General features: G+C 69.4%; 18 protein-coding genes. 9 read left to right on the forward strand and 9 right to left on the reverse strand.

The window, feature by feature from the left end:
* Positions 1-659: 659 nt before the first annotated feature.
* A complete protein-coding gene (locus tag Q0116_RS14345; protein WP_343230110.1) occupies positions 660-1,694 on the forward strand; it encodes a TFIIB-type zinc ribbon-containing protein in 1,035 nt (344 codons plus the stop codon).
* A 407-nt stretch (positions 1,695-2,101) separates the two neighbouring features.
* Here Q0116_RS14345 and Q0116_RS11430 read toward each other — a convergent pair whose 3' ends face one another.
* Positions 2,102-2,755, reverse strand: a complete 654-nt coding sequence (locus Q0116_RS11430) for a TrkA family potassium uptake protein (RefSeq protein ID WP_297888287.1) — start codon at positions 2,753-2,755, stop codon at positions 2,102-2,104.
* A 204-nt stretch (positions 2,756-2,959) separates the two neighbouring features.
* Between Q0116_RS11430 and Q0116_RS11435 the strand changes: the two genes are divergently transcribed.
* From Q0116_RS11435 to Q0116_RS11455, 5 genes are all read left to right on the forward strand, one after another.
* Positions 2,960-4,414 carry an APC family permease gene (locus Q0116_RS11435; protein WP_297888289.1) on the forward strand — a complete coding sequence of 485 codons (1,455 nt, stop codon included), beginning with the start codon at positions 2,960-2,962 and terminating at the stop codon, positions 4,412-4,414.
* A gap of 4 nt (positions 4,415-4,418) precedes the next feature.
* Positions 4,419-5,072 (forward strand): TrkA family potassium uptake protein, encoded by a 654-nt coding sequence (locus tag Q0116_RS11440; protein ID WP_297888291.1) that lies wholly within the window; start codon positions 4,419-4,421, stop codon positions 5,070-5,072.
* Positions 5,073-5,316: 244 nt separating this feature from the next.
* The gene (locus tag Q0116_RS11445; protein WP_297888293.1) at positions 5,317-5,457 is read left to right on the forward strand and encodes a hypothetical protein; all 141 of its coding nucleotides are present in this window, start codon (positions 5,317-5,319) and stop codon (positions 5,455-5,457) included.
* Between the two features lie 123 nt (positions 5,458-5,580).
* The gene (locus Q0116_RS11450) at positions 5,581-6,324 is read left to right on the forward strand and encodes an SDR family NAD(P)-dependent oxidoreductase (protein ID WP_297888296.1); all 744 of its coding nucleotides are present in this window, start codon (positions 5,581-5,583) and stop codon (positions 6,322-6,324) included.
* Between the two features lie 111 nt (positions 6,325-6,435).
* The gene (locus Q0116_RS11455; RefSeq protein ID WP_297888299.1) at positions 6,436-6,849 is read left to right on the forward strand and encodes a universal stress protein; all 414 of its coding nucleotides are present in this window, start codon (positions 6,436-6,438) and stop codon (positions 6,847-6,849) included.
* 98 nt (positions 6,850-6,947) lie between these two features.
* Here the strand turns inward: Q0116_RS11455 and Q0116_RS11460 are convergent, their stop codons facing one another.
* From Q0116_RS11460 to Q0116_RS11480, 5 genes are all read right to left on the reverse strand, one after another.
* Positions 6,948-8,321, reverse strand: a complete 1,374-nt coding sequence (locus Q0116_RS11460) for a glutamate-5-semialdehyde dehydrogenase (protein ID WP_297888301.1) — start codon at positions 8,319-8,321, stop codon at positions 6,948-6,950.
* On the reverse strand, positions 8,305-9,180 hold the full coding sequence (gene proB, locus Q0116_RS11465) for a glutamate 5-kinase (RefSeq protein ID WP_297888303.1): 876 nt from the start codon (positions 9,178-9,180) through the stop codon (positions 8,305-8,307). The genes Q0116_RS11460 and proB overlap by 17 nt, the downstream gene beginning before the upstream one ends.
* Positions 9,173-9,949, reverse strand: coding sequence for a pyrroline-5-carboxylate reductase (proC, locus tag Q0116_RS11470; RefSeq protein WP_297888306.1), 777 nt, complete (start codon positions 9,947-9,949; stop codon positions 9,173-9,175). The genes proB and proC overlap by 8 nt, the downstream gene beginning before the upstream one ends.
* 89 nt (positions 9,950-10,038) lie before the next feature.
* The gene (locus tag Q0116_RS11475) at positions 10,039-11,073 is read right to left on the reverse strand and encodes a glycosyltransferase family 4 protein (RefSeq protein WP_297888309.1); all 1,035 of its coding nucleotides are present in this window, start codon (positions 11,071-11,073) and stop codon (positions 10,039-10,041) included.
* Positions 11,074-11,107: 34 nt separating this feature from the next.
* Complete coding sequence (locus Q0116_RS11480; RefSeq protein ID WP_297888312.1) at positions 11,108-11,974, reverse strand: hypothetical protein; 867 nt, start codon at positions 11,972-11,974, stop codon at positions 11,108-11,110.
* Positions 11,975-12,093: 119 nt separating this feature from the next.
* On the opposite strand from Q0116_RS11480, the gene Q0116_RS11485 reads away from it, so the two are divergent.
* A complete protein-coding gene (locus tag Q0116_RS11485) occupies positions 12,094-13,107 on the forward strand; it encodes a lysylphosphatidylglycerol synthase transmembrane domain-containing protein (RefSeq protein WP_297888315.1) in 1,014 nt (337 codons plus the stop codon).
* A 9-nt stretch (positions 13,108-13,116) separates the two neighbouring features.
* Here Q0116_RS11485 and Q0116_RS11490 read toward each other — a convergent pair whose 3' ends face one another.
* The 3 genes from Q0116_RS11490 to Q0116_RS11500 form a co-directional block, all read right to left on the reverse strand.
* Entirely contained in the window at positions 13,117-13,584 is a 468-nt protein-coding gene (locus Q0116_RS11490) for a hypothetical protein (RefSeq protein WP_297888317.1), read from the reverse strand.
* 62 nt (positions 13,585-13,646) lie between these two features.
* Entirely contained in the window at positions 13,647-15,380 is a 1,734-nt protein-coding gene (locus Q0116_RS11495; RefSeq protein WP_297888319.1) for a DUF2070 family protein, read from the reverse strand.
* Positions 15,381-16,445: a glycosyltransferase gene (locus tag Q0116_RS11500; RefSeq protein WP_297888321.1), complete on the reverse strand. Its 1,065-nt coding sequence runs from the start codon at positions 16,443-16,445 to the stop codon at positions 15,381-15,383.
* A 287-nt stretch (positions 16,446-16,732) separates the two neighbouring features.
* On the opposite strand from Q0116_RS11500, the gene Q0116_RS11505 reads away from it, so the two are divergent.
* Positions 16,733-18,190 carry an NAD(P)H-hydrate dehydratase gene (locus tag Q0116_RS11505; RefSeq protein WP_297888323.1) on the forward strand — a complete coding sequence of 486 codons (1,458 nt, stop codon included), beginning with the start codon at positions 16,733-16,735 and terminating at the stop codon, positions 18,188-18,190.
* Positions 18,183-18,701, forward strand: a complete 519-nt coding sequence (gene moaC / locus Q0116_RS11510; RefSeq protein ID WP_297888325.1) for a cyclic pyranopterin monophosphate synthase MoaC — start codon at positions 18,183-18,185, stop codon at positions 18,699-18,701. Before Q0116_RS11505 ends, moaC begins: the two co-directional genes overlap by 8 nt.
* Positions 18,702-18,705: the final 4 nt, after the last annotated feature.

Genomic DNA, 18,705 nt, shown 5'->3' on the forward strand with positions numbered 1-18,705 from the left:
TGCCGATCGAGTACGCCGTCGAGCTGAACCGGCTCGTCGAACTCGAGATGGAGGGCTCGCTGGGGTGATCTAATGCCGGAGTGCGAAAACTGCGGAGCACACGTCTCACAACAGTTTGTGACTGTGTTCGGGTTAGACGGTGGTGACGTAGTTGCCTGTCCGGCGTGTTCTAATAAGGCAAACATCGCAGAGACCGTGTTATCCCGTCGCTCGTAGCGAACGATGGAACACTGCTTCGCATGTGACAGTGACTACGGGTATCTTGGAACGACACCGCACGAGGGCTCCTGTCCGGCCTGCGGCTCGTCAGTCGTTACGCCGGCAGGCGAACTCACCGTCGTCGACACGACAACGTGGGAGAGTGCCAGTAGTCTCTCGACGATCCACGTGACAGCGGTCGATGCCCACTCTCGTCGCTTCGAGTTTGTCGTTTCGGCGCGTCGCGGGCGGGGAGAACTCGTCTGTCTCGCCATTGACGGAGTGGCGGTACCCACTGATACGGTGTGGTCAGTCCCGGCTGCCGTCGCTACGAGAGTTACCGCGCACGGGATCAGGCTCAGCGATTCAACGCCAGCTCAAAGCACGTGATGAACAGCATACGATGGACAGTCAGTCGGTCGTGTCTGCTCTGTCTCGGGCACGAGAGGTGATGTCACTTGGTGAACGAACGCACTAGCGAAGAGCGGCCGAACACAGACTCTCAAAAGGATGGGACTGAGAGGCCATCATCGAGCGAAGCTAACGAGAGACGATCCGTTACCGATGCAGTTTCACAGAAGGGTGGAGACGGACAGCACACTCAAACGACATGTCCGGAGTGTCAAGGACGACTTCGTCGACCCGGCGATAGCGCGGACGCGGTCTGTGACGACTGTGGACTCGTTGTCCCGGACGCGACGCTTGATACGAGTCCCGAACGATACACGCCGAGCGGAACCAGCGATCAGGGCTCTCGCCTCGGGCCATCGAGCACGAATCTCTTACACGACAAGGGATTGTCAACGGAGATAGGGTGGCAAGACACCGACGCAAAGGGAAACTCGCTGTCGGGAGAACGTCGACAACAAATGCGTCGCCTTCGACGGTGGAATGAGCGGTTTCAGCGGCGTTCATCGACGGATAGGAATCTCATGCATGCGCTCGGTGAGATCAATCGCATGGCTTCCGCGCTCGGTGTGCCTGACAGCGCCCGAGAGACAGCAGGCGCCGTCTACCGGCGCGCACTTCGGGACGGACTCCTGCCAGGTCGAGCGGTTGAAAGTGTCGCTACTGCTGCGCTGTACGCGGCAAGTCGCATAGATGGGACCCCGCGTTCTCTCGATGAGGTCTCAACGGTGAGCCGCGTCGAACAAATTCGCGTTGAGCGGGCGTATCGACAGCTCTCACGTGAACTCGAATTGGAAATCGCTCCGACAGACCCCCGGTCGTTCATTGGACGGATCGCGTCGGACGTAGAGTGTACGGACGCAACGGAGCGAGAGGCACGACGTCTCGCCGGAGCGGCGGTGGAAAACGGCGTTCACAGTGGGAAACACCCGGTAGGCATCGCCGCAGGTGCACTGTATGCGGCTGCTAAACGATGCGATGAGTCTCTCCGGCAGGCCGATATCGCTCGTAGCGCAGACGTGAGCGAGATGACGATACGGAACCGGTATCCTGAGATTTTGTCCGCAGCAGGTACTGAAGATATGTAGCCACGGTAGATAATTGACCTGCGCTTGAGCAAGTCGAATTCGACACAATCGGTCGAGGATTGTTCGATGCTATCGAATTACAAGGTTGTAACGGAGTTACGATATCAGAGTGGATCGTAAGGTTGCGCTTCGCTGCTGATGGCTTAGGTCGATTCGGCTCTGTTGAAACTCTTCCGGGGTGATGCATTTTGTTCGGCCGTGGTCGATACAGGGGGTCACGAAACGCGGTCCACACGGTCAACTAGTCGACCACGACGGCGATTGATCACGCATACCCTCAGTGGATAACCACCCGATAGCCGTGAAAATAAAGCACGCATCAAACACGTCCTCCGAGGTCGTGAGGAACGCTTGCTCAGAACCGGACCCAGAACCGGCGCGACGACGTCGCTACCGCCGCGCAGCGGTCACCCGCGAAAGAGCTTGACGACTTCGTCGACGACGTCCGACTCGACGGCGAGGATGTACTGCTCCGACGATTCGAGCAGCGTGTCGGGACCGGCGAGCGACTCGCGGTCAGCCGTGGAGATGAGGAGGCTCCCGGCGGGCAGCGCGATCTCGTCGAGCCGGCGTCCCGCGACGGGGGCCGACTCGGCGACCGTCACCTCGATGATGTCGAGGTCGGCGGTGGGGAACACGAGGGTGCGGATCTCCTCGCCGGTGAGCATGTCGGCCGCGTGGTCGCCGCCGAGCGACTGCGGCAGCAGCGTGGCGTCCACGACCTCGCCGTAATCGCCGCCCGTCCGGTCCTCAGACCTGGCCAGAGTCCGGATGGTCGGCGCGAGGTGGTGGGCGGTCAGACAGATCTCCGTGTTCGTCCCCGTCTCGTCGGTCAGCGCAGCGATCGCGTCGGCGTTCTCCAAGTTGGCCTGCCTGAGGATCGACTGCTCGGTGGCGTCGCCGTGGATCACCGGCCCGAGGTACGCGTCGGACAGCTCCTCGACGCGGTCGGCGTCGACCTCGATCAGCAACACCTCGTGACCCTGTTCGGTGAGGTTCTCCGCGGCCTGGAGTCCGACGCGCCCGCCGCCGGCGATGATGAATCGCTTTGTCTGGGTCATCGTGTCGTGTCTCGGGCCCCGACTCCTTTAATCCAGGTTGAAATTCCGTGCGTCTGAAACGGCCGCCCGTGCGCATCCCGCTAGGCGGACGTATGCGGTCGCCCTGCGATTCTGAGACAGCCCAACTCACCCGAGAGATAAAGTGGCAAGAATACGGAACATTGGGCGTACGATGAACGACACGGGATGCGACGTTCCCGACAGATGAGTGGAAGCAAGACCCGCTCCCCCGAGGCCGAACTCGGACTGCTCGACGCGACGATGATCGGCATGGGGGCGATGATCGGTGCCGGCATCTTCGTCCTGACCGGACTCGCCGCGGAGATCGCCGGCCCGGCGGCGATCCTCGTCTTCGCATTGAACGGGGTCGTCACGGCGTTCACCGGGTTGTCGTACGCGGAGCTCGCCAGCTCGATCCCGAAGAGCGGCGGCGGGTACGCGTTCGTCCGTGAGATATTCGACGACCTCTCGTCGTTCATCATGGGCTGGATGCTCTGGTTCGCGTACATGATCGCTGGGGCCCTCTACGCGCTGGGATTCGCCCCGAACTTCCTCGAACTGCTCCACGTCTACGGGGCCGTCGCCCCGCCGGACGAGATCGGGGCCGTCGCCCTCCCGGTCGTCGGCGCGGAGCTCAGCCCGGGCTTCCTGCTGGCGTTCGTCGCCGTCTTCGGGCTGGTGGCGCTCAACGCCGTCTCCACGGCCGCCAGCGGGAAGGCCGAGACGGTGTTCACCATCATCAAGGTGAGCATCCTGGTGGTGTTCGTCATCTTCGGGCTGGCCTCGCCGATGTTCTCGAGCGCGGAGTTCCAGCCGCTGTTCCCGGCCGGCAGCGGGGCGGGAGCGGTCCTGCCGGCGATGGGGCTCACGTTCATCGCCTTCGAGGGGTACGACCTCATCACGACGGTCACTGAGGAGGTGGAGAACCCCCGAGAGAACATCCCGAAGGCGATCTTCGTGAGCCTCGCCGTGACCGTGGTCGTCTACCTGGCCGTGGTCTCCGTCGCCGTCGGCACGCTCGGGGCCCAGGGGCTCGCGGACGCGGGTGAGGCCGGGATCGCCACGGCGGCGACCTCGTTCATGCCGACCGGACTGCCGATCATCCGGAACGGGGGCGCGCTGGTCGTCTTCGGCGCGGTGTTCTCGACGCTGACGGCGCTCAACGCGGTCGTGATCGCCTCCTCGCGGGTCGCGTTCTCGATGGGGCGCGAGGGACAGCTGCTCCCTTCGTTCGGGCAGATCCACCATCGGTACGGGACGCCGTTCGTCGCGATCCTCGCGAGCGCCGTGGTCATGCTGGGCTCCGTTGCGCTGCCGACCCAGAGCGCGGGGAACATGTCGAGCCTCTTCTTCCTGCTCTCGTTCGTCATCGTCAACGTCGCGGCGATCAGGCTGCGCCGCGAGCGACCCAACATGCACCGTCCCTACGAGATGCCGTTCTACCCGGCGCCGCCGCTGATCGGCATCGCGCTCAACCTGGTGTTGACCGGGGTGCTCGTGGACTACCTGCTGCGGACGGACCCGCTGGCGCTGGGGCTCAGCGCGGCGTGGATCCTGCTGGGCGGCGTCGCGTATCTCGCGCTCAACCGACTGCGGGCGGAACCGGACGCGGACTCACCGGCGGCGGAGGCGGCCCCCGCGCCGGGGGCGGAGGACTGAACCCATGACGAGCTCACTCGACATCGTGATCGCTGGCGGCGGGCGTGTCGGCTTCCAAACGGCTGAGATCCTCGCGGAGCGCGGCCACGAGGTGACGATCGTCGAGCGCGACGAACGCGTCGTCTCCGAGATCGCCGACGCGTACGTCGCCACGGTGGTCCGCGGCGACGCGACGAACCCCGACATCATCGAGCAGGCCGGCATCGAGCGGGCTGACGTCGTCGCGGCGCTCACTGGGGAGACCGGGCTGAACCTCGCCGTCTGCCTGGCCGCCAGGGAGCTGGCGCCGGAGGTCCGCACGGTGGCCCGCATCGACCGGGCCGCCGGGAAGGAGTACACGCGGTTCGTCGACGCGGTGCTGTTCCCGGAGCGGGCCGGCGCCCGCGTGGCGGCGAACGAGGTCATCGGCGACGACGTCCAGACGCTGGCGGACGTGACCGGGGACCTCGACATCATGCTCGTCCGCGTCGCGGAGGGGGCGCCGGCCGCCGGGAAATCGCTCACGCAGATCCGGTTCCCGGCCGGTGCGCTCGTCGTCTCCGCCGCGGACGCCGAGCGGGTCGCCCGTTCCGACACGACGCTCACGCCGGGGAAGCGTTACATCGTCGCCGTCGAGCCGGACGTCGCCGACGAGGTCCTGAACCTGCTTCAGGGGTGAGCAGGACCGACGCGTACGGCGGCTCCCAGTGACGCGGTCTCCTCCGGGAACGTTCGGGCGACGCGTGTGTCGCCGCTCGTCCACCTCCCACCGCCGGCCTCCCCCCAGCAATCACTCCGCCGGACCCGCGTCGGCACCGGTCGCGTAACGAGCCGCCGACCGGCTCAGAGGGCCTTTCGCGGTCGATGCGGGCCGATCGCGACCGAGGATTTATTCGTTCGCAATTGGTATGATATACTGTACCATGTGTCACGGACACACTCCGCGAGAGTGGACGCGAGACGAAGAGGAGACGACCGAGGAGGCCGCCGAAGACCCGTCGCTGTCCGAACCCGACGAGGCGACGGACGTCGAGATCCTCACGGACGGCGGCGACGACGAGTAGCCCGGCGGTCGACTCGCCGGTGCCCGTTGCGCCACTGCCTTTTCGAGCCGATGCCAACCCCTCGACCGCCGGCGCCGTGATCCGTGAGGAACGCTTAGGGGCGATCCGGTACATGGATCCCACATGGAGCTACGCCCCGATCTGAGCGGACGGACGGCCCTCGTGACCGGCAGCGCGAAGCGCGTCGGCCGCGAGCTACTGCTTTCGATCGCCGACTGCGGCGCCGACGTCGTGGTGCACTACAACGAGAGCGAAGCGGCGGCGACCGCCACCGCCGAGGAGGTCCGGGAGCGAGGCGGGACCGCCGTCACCGCTCAGGGCGATATCACCGACCCGGACGCCGTCGACGAACTGTTCGACACGGTCGAGGCGGAGCTCGGGTCCGTCGACGTCCTCGTCAACAACGTCGGCGACTTCGACGCTCGCCACTGGAGCGACATCGGGTGGGAGTCGTGGCGGAACGTGGTCGAGACGACGTTCTACGGCACGGTGCTCTGCTCGCGTCGCGCCCTGCCCGCCATGCGCGACCGGGGGTGGGGCCGGATCGTGAACCTCGGGTTCGCCGACAGCGACCGGATGCACGCTCACCCAGTGAACTTCCCCTACTTCGTCGCGAAGACGGGCGTGCTCATGTTCACGCGGATGCTGGCGGCGGACACCAGCGACGACGGGATCACGGTCAACGCCGTCTCGCCGTTCGCCGTCTCGAACACCGAGGCCGGCGTCGAGGACTTCCCCCGCGGCCGCCCGGCGGACTTCGAGGACGTCGCCGCGCCGCTCCGGTTCTTCCTGAGCGACGCGGCCGCGTACGTCAGCGGCGAGAACGTCGCCGTCGACGGCGGGCGGCTACCGGAGTTCGACGCCTGATCGGGAGGATCCCGGCCCGTCACGGTCGCGCCAGCGGGCGACGAGCGGGGCGAACGGGTGGCCGACCTCGACCGGAGCAACCGTTAATATTATCTGACACGTGAGACGCGTATGGCTATTCTCGCTGCCATCAGCGACGACGACCGGTACGAGGCGGTGATCGAGACCGCGGCGCGGCTGGCCGGGGCGACAGGACAGTCGCTGACGGTCGCCCACGTCACCGCCAACGCGACCGCCTCGGGCGCGGAGCGTGGCTTCCGCGACGAGATCGAGTCGTTCCTCGAAGGCGTCGACGTGAAGACGACGGTCACGCTCGAACACCTCGACCGGAGCGGACTTCGGTCCGGAACGGCGGTCGGGAAACAGCTCGTCGATATGTCGGACGACGTCGCCGTCGAGCACATCGTGATCGGCCACCGGTCGAAGGGCCAGTTGGCGTCGCTCCGAGAGGGGAACACCGCGTTCTCCGTCGCCGAGGGGGCATCGGTGCCGGTGACGATCGTCCCCGGCGCTTCGGGCGAGTGAGCGACCGGTGCGGGTCGGCCGCCCGCCCCTCACGGCCCGCGCAGTGACGGGCCGAGCCGACCGGCGGCGATCGGACCGGCGGGGTATCGGCGCCGTCGCTATCGCGTCGACAGCGAGCCCGGCGTCCACTCCGCGCCGTCGAGTTCCCGGTGCGTGAAGGGGAGGGCGTCCTCGCCGCTGTAGCTCGCGACGAGGTGGCCGTCGCCCTCCAGGTAGTACTTGTAGGTGGTGAGTCCCGCCAGCCCGACCGGGCCGCGGGCGTGGATCTTCCCGGTCGAGATGCCGACCTCCGCGCCGAGGCCGTAGCGGTAGCCGTCCGCGAACCGCGTCGACGCGTTGTGGAAGACGCTCGCGGCGTCGACGCCGGTCATGAACGTCTCGGCCGTCTTCGCGTCCTCGGTGAGGATCGACTCGGTGTGTTTCGACCCGTGGTCGTTGACGTGTCCGACCGCGTCGTAGACGTCGCCGACGACCCTGATCGACAGTTCGAGGTCGCCGTACTCGGTGTCCCAGTCGTCGTCGGTCGCGGGGGCGACGTCGACGACCTCGCGGGTCCGCTCGTCGCCGCGCACCTCGACGCCGGCTTCCTCGTACCGCTCGACGAGGTCGGGGAGGAACGCGTCGGCGACGGACTCGTGGACGAGCAGCGTCTCGACGGCGTTACACACCGCCGGGTACTGGACCTTCGCGTCGAAGGCGACGTCTTCGGCCATCTCCAAGTCGGCCGCCTCGTCGACGTAGACGTGGCAGACCCCCTCCGTGTGGCCCAACACGGGTATCTGGGTGTTCTCCTGGATGTACGAGACGAACTCGCTGGAGCCGCGCGGCATCACCAGGTCGACGCGGTCGTCGAGCTCGAGGAGGCGGTCGACCTCCTCGTGCGCCTCGATGTGCGCGGCCCAGCCGTCGGGGAGGTCGGCGGTCGCGTCGACGATCGCCTCGTGGAGGACGCGGTTCGACCCGCTGGCCTCGCTGCCGCCCTTGAGGACGACCGCGTTGCCCGACTTCAGCGCGAGCGCCGCGATCTGGACGAGGGCGTCCGGCCGCGACTCGAACACGGTCGCGACGACGCCGATCGGGACGGCGACGCGGTACAGCTCCAGCCCGTCGTCGAGCTCACGGGCCGCGAGCGTCTCCCCCAGCGGGTCGTCTTGTTCGGCGACCGACTCGACCATCGACGCGATCTCCTCGACCTTCGTCTCGTCGAGCTTCAGGCGATCGACGAGGGCCTGCGTGTACTCGCCGTCCGCGAGCATCGCCTCCGCCTCCTCGACGTCGACCGCGTTCGCCGCCAAGATCTCCGCCTCGCGCTCGCGGATCTCGTCGGCGATGGCCCGGAGCGCCCCGTTCCGGGTGGCCTCGTCGGCGTTCGCGAGCCGAAGCGCGGCGCGTTCAGCCCGCCGGGCCAGGTCGTCGGTGTCGGCTTCAACGTCGGTCTCCGGTTCCGTGTCGGTGTCACTCATCGTCGTCACCAGTCTTCGGCACGAATAGCGTGCCCGTCGGCTTACCCGCTGCGATCCGCTCTAACACGTCGCGCTCGGCCGACCCCGCGATGATCGCGGGGATCCCGTGGCGGCTCACGTCGTGGGCCCCCTCCACCTTCGTCCGGATCCCGCCGAAGGCGGTCTCGGTGCCGTCGCCGACGATCTCCCGCAGGCGGTCGTAGCCGTCGTCGACCGCCTCGATCAGCTCCGCGCCCGCGTCGCGCTTCGGGTTGCCAGTGTAGACGCCGTCGACGTCGGTGAGCGTCACGAGGAGGTCGGCGTCCAGGCCGATCGCGATCGACGCCGACAGCATGTCGTTGTCGCCGATCCGCAGCTCGTCGGTCGCCACCGCGTCGTTCTCGTTGACGACCGGGACGACGCCCCACGAGAGGAGCGTCTCGACGGTGTTCGTGAAGTTGTCGAACCGGTCGGGCGCGTCGAGGTCCGTCCCGGTGACCAGGATCTGCGCGACGTCCTGGTCGAACCGCTCGAAGCTCTGCGTGTAGTGGCGCATCAGTAGCCCCTGTCCGACCGTCGAGAGCGCCTGACTCTCCGCGATCGAGTCGACGCCGTCTCGGGACTCGGGCCCCACGTCGAGCCGCCCGGTCCCCGCGCCGACCGCGCCGGACGACACCAGCACGACCTCGGTCCCGCGCTCGCGGAGGTCCATCACGTCAGCGACGAGCTTGTCGAGCTTCACGCGGTCGAGCCGGGAGTCGTCGTCGGTGAGCGAGTTCGTCCCGGCCTTGACGATCACCCGGTCCGCCGTCGCCGCCTCCCGCCGAGCGGCCTCGACGCGCTCGCCGTCGGTCGCGCCCACCCGCTCGACGCCGGCGTCCTCAGCCATCGTCGAACGCCTCGGCGAGCTCGCGCGACCGACGCTCCGCGGCCGCGACGGCCGCCTCGACCGCCGCGTCGGCGTCGCTGTCCCACAGCACGTCCATCCCCTCGATGGTGGTGCCGTTCGGCGAGCAGACCGCGTCGATCAGCTCGTCGACGCTCCGGTCGTCGCGCAGCACCGTCTCCGCCGCGCCCTTGAACGTCTGCGCGGCCAGCGTCTCCGCCTGCTCGGGGTCGAGTCCGCTCTCGACCCCGCCCCGCTTCATCGCGTCGATCAGGTAGAACGCGAAGGCGGGGCCGCTCCCGTTGACCGCCGTCGAGACGTGCATCAGCGACTCGTCGACCTCGACGAACTCGCCGACGTCGTCGAGCATCGCCCGGACCTCGTCGGTGAGGCCCGCGTTCGTCGCCGCGGCGGCCATGTCGCCCGTCTCGGCCGCGAGGTTCGGCATGATGCGGACGACCGACGCGTCCGTGCGCTCGGCGACGAACTCGCGGGGGAGACCGGCGGCCAGCGTCACGAGCTGCTGGTCGGCTCGGAGGGCGAGCTCGTCGAGCACCGCCGGGGCCACGTCCGGCTTCACCGCGAGGACCGCGATGTCGGCGTCGCGCGCCGCCGCCACGTCCTCGGTCGTCTCGTCGACGACGTCTTCGATCGCGGCGAGCGCCTCGGGGTCGAGGTCGATCGCCGTGAGGTGGTACCCCTCCGCGCGGGCCAACCCCCTGAGCAGGGCCCCACCCATGTTGCCGCAGCCGATAACGCTCACTCGGACCATTTGGCCCTACGAACTCGGTCACCGGACATACCAACTGCGGTTTTCGCAATTTTCCGCGCGCCCGCCGCGAGACGGTCGCAGCGGGGGTCCTACGCCAGTTCCGCGTACAGCGACCGGTACCGGTCGGCGATCGCGTCGAGGGCGAACGCCTCGCTGCGCTCGGCGGCGGTCGCACCCAGCGCCGCCCGCCGGTCCGCGTCGCGCAGCTCGTCTATCGCCTCGACGAACCCGGAGACGTTGTCGCCGGGCGCGTCGGCCGCCACGGCGCCCGCGGCCCCGTCTCCGTCGCGCTCGTCGCCCACCTTCAGGCACTCCTCGCCGTCGGCCAGCCACGAGAACGTCTCGATGTCGCGCACGACGAGCGGTTTCCCGGCCGCCATCGCCTCCAGCAGCGCGATCCCCTCGTTCTCCTCGTGGGTCGGGAAACAGAACACGTCGCCCGCGGCGTACGCGCCCCTAATGTCGTCGACGAACCCCGTGAACGTACAGTTCGACGGCGCCTCGTCGATGAGTCGCTTCGTCTCGCGGCCCTTCAGCGACCGGTCGACGTGGCCGAACCACGCGAAGTCGACGTCCGGCATGCGGTGGGCCGTCTCGACGAACGTCTCTAACCCCTTCCGCTTGATCACGTGGCCGACCATGAACACCGTCGGCGGGTCGAGGTCGTAGCGCTCGCGGTACTCCTCCTCCAGCGACTCGAAGCCGTCGAGCTTCCCGCGGTCGACGCCGTTCGAGACGACCGTCGTCGGGACGTCCGCGTACCCCTCGATCAGGTCGCGGTTGTACTCGGAGGGGCAGACCAGCCGGTCGGCGAGCCCGTACGCCCGCCGGAGGTACGGCTCGAGCGGCCGCGCGAGCGCGTTCGTGAACCGAAAGCTGTCGCCGAAGTCCTCAGCGGTGACGTGCGTGTGCGCGACGACGGGCACGCCCGCTTTCCGGGCTCGGCGCGCGTACCAGACCGAGCGCGGCCCCATGAGGTTGAGATGGAGCGCGTCGGCGTCGAGCGTCGGCTCGGTCGTGTACTCGATCCCCGCCAGATCGAACATCTTGCGCTGGTGGTCGACGGAGGCGGCGATGCCGCCGGTGACGTGCTCCTCGAACTCGAAGTAGTGGCTGACCTTCATCGTCGTCAGCGGGAACGGACCCGGACGGGCTTGGTCACTCGACTTCCAGCCACGGGACCTCCATCAGCGCGGGGATGTACGTCTCGATGTGGTGCTCCCAGACGCCCTCCTCGCCGAAGGCCTCGCCGTGGTCGGCGGTGACGACGACGTCGCCGTCGAGTTCCTCGACGAGCTCCGAGACGCTCTCCAAGGCGATCCGGAGGTTCTCCTCGTACATCGACAGCGCCGTCACGCGGGTGCCGTCTTTCACGAGGTCCTTCGGGTCGAGCTCGAGCCACAGCCCCGCCTTCTGGGCGAACTCGCTGTCGTCCAGTCGGCTCTCGATCTTCGGCCGGACGGTGTCGCTGAGCGAGGAGAGGAGCCCGCCGTCGTCGTCTGCGGCGTCGCTCCCCTCCTCTTCCCCCTGCTCTCTGATCCCCTTCTGGATCTGTTTGAGCTTCTGGCCCTTCCCCCGCGAGAGGTAGGGGGCGTGCGGCTGCATGTAGTGGAGGACGGTGCGGTCGGCGCGCTCGACCGCGTCGCGGTTGTTCCGGTACGCGCGGGTGAGCCCCTCCGGCGGGACGGTGCCGAGGTCGTCGTCCCACTGCGTCTTCCAGACGTCGTGGATGTCGCTGATGTGCTCGGAGGCGGTCCACTCGTAGTCGCAGCTCGCGCCCCACTTGAGCTCGTTCAGCGGGATCCCGAGGTCGTTGATGAACGGGTTCCCGGAGAAGTACGCGATGTCGTGCTCGCCGGTGAACGTGCGGTAGGCCCACTCCGGCGTCGACGAGCCGACGCTCTCGCGCTTCTCGAGCGTCCCGTCGAGGTACTCGTCGTACACGTCCGCGAACACGTCGTACCGGCACGCGTCGAGCACCAGACAGTAGTCCCACTCCGACTCGAGGAACCGCTGATCTTCCATTGGGTGAGTCGTCGGCCCGCCGGTACGTATGTATTCTCATTCCGGCCCTCGGTCGCGGCGGCCGCCGCGCGACGGACGCGAAGCAGACGTTTCAAGTTCGCTACGGTGTCACCTCGTCCATGGAAGGCCCACAACGGCGCGCGCTGATCCTCGGGGCGGGCGGCGCCGTCCTGCTCCTCGCGGTCCTGTTCGTCGTCGTGGGCGTCGACCCCGTGGTCGGCGCGCTCGCGGCCGCCGACCCGCCCCTCGTCGCCGCGGCGGCCGGGCTGGGCCTCTGCTGGCTCGCCGCGTGGAGCCTCATGCTGCGCGCGGTCTTGGGCGCGCTCGACGTCGAGATGTCCGTTCCGACCGCGTTCCTCGTGTACAGCGGGGCCGCGTTCGCGAACAACGTCACGCCGTTCGGCCAGGCCGGCGGCGAGCCGGTCGCCGCCGCGCTCATCTCGAAGGTGGGCGAGGCGCGCTACGAGACGGGGCTCGTCGGCATCGCGAGCGTCGACGTGCTCAACGTCGTCCCCTCCGTCTCGCTCGTGTTCCTCGGCGTCGGGTCGTACGCGGCCACCACCGCGGTCGGCGACCGCGTCGGGTTCGCCGTCGCGAGCGCGGTCGGCCTGATCGCCGCGATCGTCACGGCGATCGCCTTCATCTGGCGCTACCGCACCGCCGTCGTCGACCGCGTCCCCGGCGCCGTCGGACCGTTCCTCGGGCGGTTCGAGCGCTTCGACGCCGAGACCATCGAGGCGGGGCTCGCCGACCGGCTGGGTAACTTCTTCGCCGACATCGAGCGCGTCGGCACGGACCGCGCCCGGCTCCTCGGCATCGTCGGCTTATCGCTCGTCGGCTGGCTGTTTCAGGCGGCCGCGCTCACGGTCGCGTTCGCCGCGGTCGGCCACCCCATCTCGCCGCTTGTCCCCGTCTTCGTCGTCCCGCTGTCGTACGTCGCGGGCGCGACGCCGCTCCCCGGCGGACTCGGCGGCATCGAGGCCGCGCTCGTCGGCCTGCTCGTCCCCACGACCGGCGTGGCCGCCTCCGCGATCACCGCCGCGGTCTTAGTCTTCCGCGGTGCGGTCTACTGGCTCCCGATGCTGATCGGCGGGGCGTCGGCCTCCGCGCTCGGCGTGAAGGCGTTCGAGTGACGCGGGTCGTCATGGCCGATCCGTCCGTCTGCGCATCGCCGCGCCGGCGAGGAATGCCGCGCTCCCGAGCGTGAGAGCGATCACGAGAGCGACGACCGGGGCGATCCGGACCCCGGTCAGCAGTTCGGCTCGGGGACTCAGAGCGACAATAGACGGACGCGGGACCGCGTAGCCGCCGTCGCCGAGCGTATCGCCGCGGGCGAGCGCAGCGAGTGGCGGGACGACAAAAACCCAGACGGTCGCGAGGAAGACGGCTCCCCAGCCTGCGAGGAGGCCGCCGCGGTGTCGCCCGGCCCACCCGGCTGCGCCGACCGCGACGGCGATGAGGGCCGCCCAGAGGGGATAGCGTCCGGCGGCTCCTATCGGCTCCCACGGGAGGGCGACGAGGATCGAGGCGGCGACGAACGCGGCCGCGACGACGCCGAGGGCGCGTTTCGGAGTCCGATCGGTGCTGAGGAGGAGGGCCCGGGAGACCATATCGGGGTCTCGGAGAGAGCGCACAAAAACGGCGGGTGCGACTTCGCCCGGGTACCCCCGTCTCAGAAGAACAGCCACAACACGAGCAGCACGTACAGCGTCACCAGCGAGATGACCGTCAGCCGGATGAGGATGTTCACGCTGAACACGAGCCCGTTGTAGTCGTTCTTCAGGAGCTTCACGGGGGCCGCGCGTCGGCTCTCGAACCCCACGGTCGCGGGCGAGAGGTCGTCGACGGCGCGGTCGACCGCGCGCTCGATGGCGTCGGTGTCCGACTGCCGCATGTTCGCCAGCTCGTGGATCGACGCGTGCGTGTCCGTCGAGAAGGGGATCACGGCGTCGAACTCGTCGCGGTACGCGTCCGCGGTCGCCCGCACGTCGGGGGTGAGCCCGTTCGTGTCGACCCCGATCCAGAGGACCTCCTGCCCGTCGACGCGCTCGACCATCGCCAGCGCGTCCTGACTGTCCCGCGTCACCGAGAACCCGGCGGCGTAGTCGTCGGCGAGGTCGGCGGCCGCGAGCCGGTCGCGGAAGTCGTCGAAGGCGCGCTTCAGGCGGTCCGCCTCGGCGGAGCCGTACTGGATCTCCACGTCGGGCCCCCGCTGGATGTCGTGTCTGTGTTGGTCGATCAGCAGCACCTCGTCGTGGTCGACGTCGCGCATGAACACGCCGGTGTCGTAGTCGTCGATCCCCTCCCCGTGGAGGACGATCACCTGCCGGTCGCCGATCCGCCGGCCGTGGAACCTGACGTCCGCGTACCCCTCGCGCTCGCCGTACGACTCGGTGACGAGCCGCGACGCGCGGTCGGTCCGGTCCGGGTCGGCGACCGCGTCCAGGATCCGCTCGGAGTCCGCCGGGTTCGAGAGGTCCTCCTTGTGCGTACACGGGACGTGGAAGAAGAACCCGGCGTCGCCCTCCGCGGTACCGGTCCCGCCGTCGGCCGCGACCGCGGCGCGGTCGGCCGCGTCGACCCCGCTGCCCTCGTTCAGCGCGTCGATCAGGCTCCCGCTCAGCTGGCCGCCCCCGAACCCGCCGAGCGGGCCGGGGTGGACCCACGGGGCCGCGACGGTGAGCCGGTCCCCGTTGTCGACCGCGAACGTCTCGACGGCCGGGCGGGCCTCGACGCCCAATTCGAGCGACTCGCGGTCGTTCCGGAGCAGCCCGGAGGTGAGCTCGAACGCGGAGACGTCGGTGTTGCTCCGGATCAGGTAGTCGACGACGAGGAGCACCAAGACGAGGAAGCCGGCCGCGATGAGCAGCGAGGCGAACGCGAACACGTGCCGGTACGTCGAGAAGCCGAGCTCGCTTCCGCCCAGCGCGTAGAAGGCGGCGATGAGCAGGGCCGGCTCGGCGAGCGACGCGAGGAGGATCCGGTCGGAGCGGTCGATCCCCGTCGAGACGACGAGCACCAGGATGTTGATCAGGTACAGGGTGATGAAGCTCAGCCAGATGATGCTCCAGGCGTTCCCGACGTTGTCCGCGCCGGAGAGCACGAGCGCGTAGACGAACAGGACGAGCTGCGAGGTGAGCGCGAGGAAGTAGCTCCACGGCCGCGGGTAGCCGTCGAGGACGCGGGGGAACAGCTCGGCGGCGACCGCGAACGGGACGAAGAAGATGAGGACTGCGACGGGAACGATGCGGGAGGGGTCCGGCACGAACGGGGTGAAGAGCGTGATCGCCGCGACCGTGGCGACGCCGTACACCCCGCTCAGGAGGACGAGCGCGGCCGCCTGAACCCGGAGCCGCGGCACCGAGAACACGAGCCGCTGGAACGCGTCGACGTTGTCCGCGCCCATCTAGCCGGTCACCCCGTAGATCGACTCGAGCTCGTCTATCGTCCGCTCCACGGAGAACTGCTCGACGGCGGCGCGCGTGTCCCTGTCGCCGTCGAGGCAGTCCCGGACGGCGCGTTCCATATCTTCGAGGTCGCCCAGCGCGAACCGCGCGCCGTTCTCGGACTCGATCGTCTCGTCGAACGGGGCCACGTCCGCGGCGGCGACCGGGGTGCCGCAGGCGTTCGCCTCCAGCGTCGAGAGCCCGAGCGTGTCGCAGGTCGACGCGGTGACGAAGACGTCGAGCGCGGCGTAGAACCCGGGGAGGTCCCCGCGCGGGAGGAAGTCGTGGAACCGGACGTTCGGCGGCGCGTCGGCCTCCAGCTCGGCCCGGACCGGCCCCTCCCCGACGAGCTCGAACCGCACCTCCGGGAGCCGCTCCGCGAGCCGGAGGATCTCGTCGACGTTCTTCTTGTGAGCCATCCGGCCGCTGTACCCGACCACCGGCGCGTCGGCCGCCGTCGGGCCGCCGTCGGTCGCGAGCGCGGCAACCCGGTCGCTCTCGCCCGGCCGGAACCGGCCCATCTCGATCCCGACCGGGAGCTTGACCGGATCCACGTCGCGGCGGATCCGGGAGGTCGAGGCCGTGACGCAGTCGAACGCGTTCAGGAACCGGTTCTCGTAGGCGACGTACGCCCGCCCGGCGAGGGCGGCGAGCCGCTCCGACTTGAGCCCCTGGACGAAGTAGTCCTCGACGGGGGTGTGGTGGGTGTACACCGACGTCGCGCCGTACCGCTTCGCGTAGCGGAGGCCCATCAGCCCCGTCGACGCCGGACCGTGGCAGTGGACGACGTCGAGGTCGGGCAGCGTCGAGAGGCGGCGGTACGTCGGGAAGCGGTACTGCCGGTAGAAGGGGTTCGGCAGCGAAGGGACCGGGATCTCGTGGTCGTCGGGCTCGTGGCCGCTCTCCGGATACACGACGTACACCTCGTGGCCGCGGGACTCGAGGCGGTCGCGCCACGCCTGAATGGTGTACGTGACGCCGTCGATCCCGGGGAAGTAGCTGTCGGTGAAAAATCCGATGTTCATGGTGGCGTCTGTCTGTCGAGCGGTCGGCCGCGACCGTCGCGGCGGACGTCGAGGGGAGGGAACGGACCGGGTCCGTCGGGCGCGCGGGGCGCTACCGAGGCGGTCGCGACGACGGAGAGTGCCGATACCACAGTTACCTGCGAGGTTCTCCACCGGACCGCTTCAACATTTTCATTTCCCGAAGCGCGACCCGTTGCGGGGCTCGGAGCGCGTTCGACGCCCGGGAACGGTCGCGCCGACGGGGCCGACCCCGCCCGCTTAATCCCCGGGCGTCCGAACGGCCGACCATGATCACGACCGACCGGATGGCGGCCGTCGACGCGAACGCGGCCGCGCTCGGCGTGCCCCGCAAACAGCTTATGGAGTCGTCCGGGAACGCGGTCGCCCGCGAGGTCCGGGCGGTCGCGCAGCCCGGCGCGGCGGTCGCGCTCGTCTGCGGCCGGGGGAACAACGGCGGCGACGCCCTCGTCGCGGCGCGGTTCCTCGACGAGTACGACGTCGCGGTCCACCTGCTCGGCCGCCCCGAGACGATCCGCACCGACATCGCGCGGGAGAACTGGGCCGCGCTCGCGCACGCCGACGTCCCGACCGAGACGGTGACGGACTCGCGCGACTTCGCTCTCGCGGGCCCCGACGGCGACGCCCCCGACGTCGTCGTCGACGCGATGCTCGGCTCCGGGATCGCCGGGGGGCTCCGCGAGCCGGAGCGGACGGCGGCCGAGGCGATCAACGCGACCGACGCGACCGCGATCGCCGTCGACGTGCCCTCCGGGATCGACGCCGACACCGGCGAGCCGCCGGGCGGGTCGGGGTCGACCGCCGTCGAGGCCGACCGCGTCGTCACGTTCCACGACGAGAAGCCGGGACTGGGGTCGCTCGACGCCGCGGTCACGGTCGCGGACATCGGGATCCCGGCCGCCGCGGAGCGGTACACTGGCCCGGGGGACCTCCTCGGACTCGGGCGCGACCCGGGCTCCCACAAGGGGGACAACGGCGAGGTGCTGGTGGTCGGCGGGGGGCCGTACACCGGCGCGCCGACGCTGTCCGCGCTGGCCGCGCTCCGGGCGGGCGCGGACCTGGTGCGCGTGGCGTGCCCCGAGTCGGTCGCGGGCGCGGTCCAGGGGTTCTCGCCGAACCTCATCGTCCGCCCGCTGCCCGGCGACCGCGTCGGTCCCGCCCACGTCGAGCGGGTCGCGTCGCTCGCGGCGGAGAACGACGTCGTCGTCCTCGGACCTGGGCTCGGGGGCGGCGACGGGGCCGAGGCGTTCGTCCGCGAGTTCCTGACGGCGTTCGAGGGGCGCGCGGTCGTCGACGCGGACGCGCTCCGAATCGTCCCCGACGTCGACACCGACGCCGAGCTGGTCTGTACGCCGCATCAGGGCGAACTCGTCGGCATGGGCGGCGAGACGGCGTCGGACCCGGACGAGCGCGCGGAACTGGTCCGCGAGTTCGCCGCGGACCTGGGCCACACCCTACTCGTGAAGGGCGCGGTCGACGTGGTCGCCGACGGCGGCGGCGTGCGGCTCAACCGCACGGGCAACCCCGGGATGACGGTCGGCGGGACCGGAGACGTGTTGGCGGGGACGGTCGGCGCGCTGGCGGCCGTGACCGACCCGTTCCGCGCGGCCGCGGTCGGCGCGTACGTCGTCGGGCGGGCCGGCGACGCGGCCGCGGAGGCGAACGGCGCGGGGCTGGTGGCGACGGACTTACCCGACCGGCTGCCGGAGGCGATGCGTGATGAGTGACGAGGAACCCGCGGCGTCCGCCGCCGGGAGCCCGGACGAGCTGACCCACACCGACGAGTCGGGCGACGTCCAGATGGTCGACGTGGGCGCGAAGCCCGACAGCAGCCGGCGAGCGGTCGCGCGCGGCGAGATCCGACTGACGCCGGAGACGATCGCGGCGGTCGAGGCCGACGCGGTCGAGAAGGGCGACGTGCTCGCGACCGCCCGTATCGGGGCCGTTCAGGCCGTGAAACACACCTGGGAGACGATCCCGATGTGCCACCAGATCCCGATCACGAACGTCGACACCGAGTTCGCGGTCGGCGACGACCGGATCGCGCTGACCGTGACCGTCGAGACCACCGGGAAGACGGGCTGCGAGATGGAGGCGCTAGAGGGCGTCACGACCGGCCTCAACACCGTCTGGGACATGGTGAAGGCGGCCGAGAAGGACGCCGACGGGGGGTACCCGGACACGCGGATCGCGGACGTCGAAGTGGCGGAGAAACGGAAGGAGCGCGTGGACGAATAGGGGC

This window comes from uncultured Halorubrum sp. (assembly GCF_937146585.1).
Lineage (GTDB): Archaea > Halobacteriota > Halobacteria > Halobacteriales > Haloferacaceae > Halorubrum > Halorubrum miltondacostae.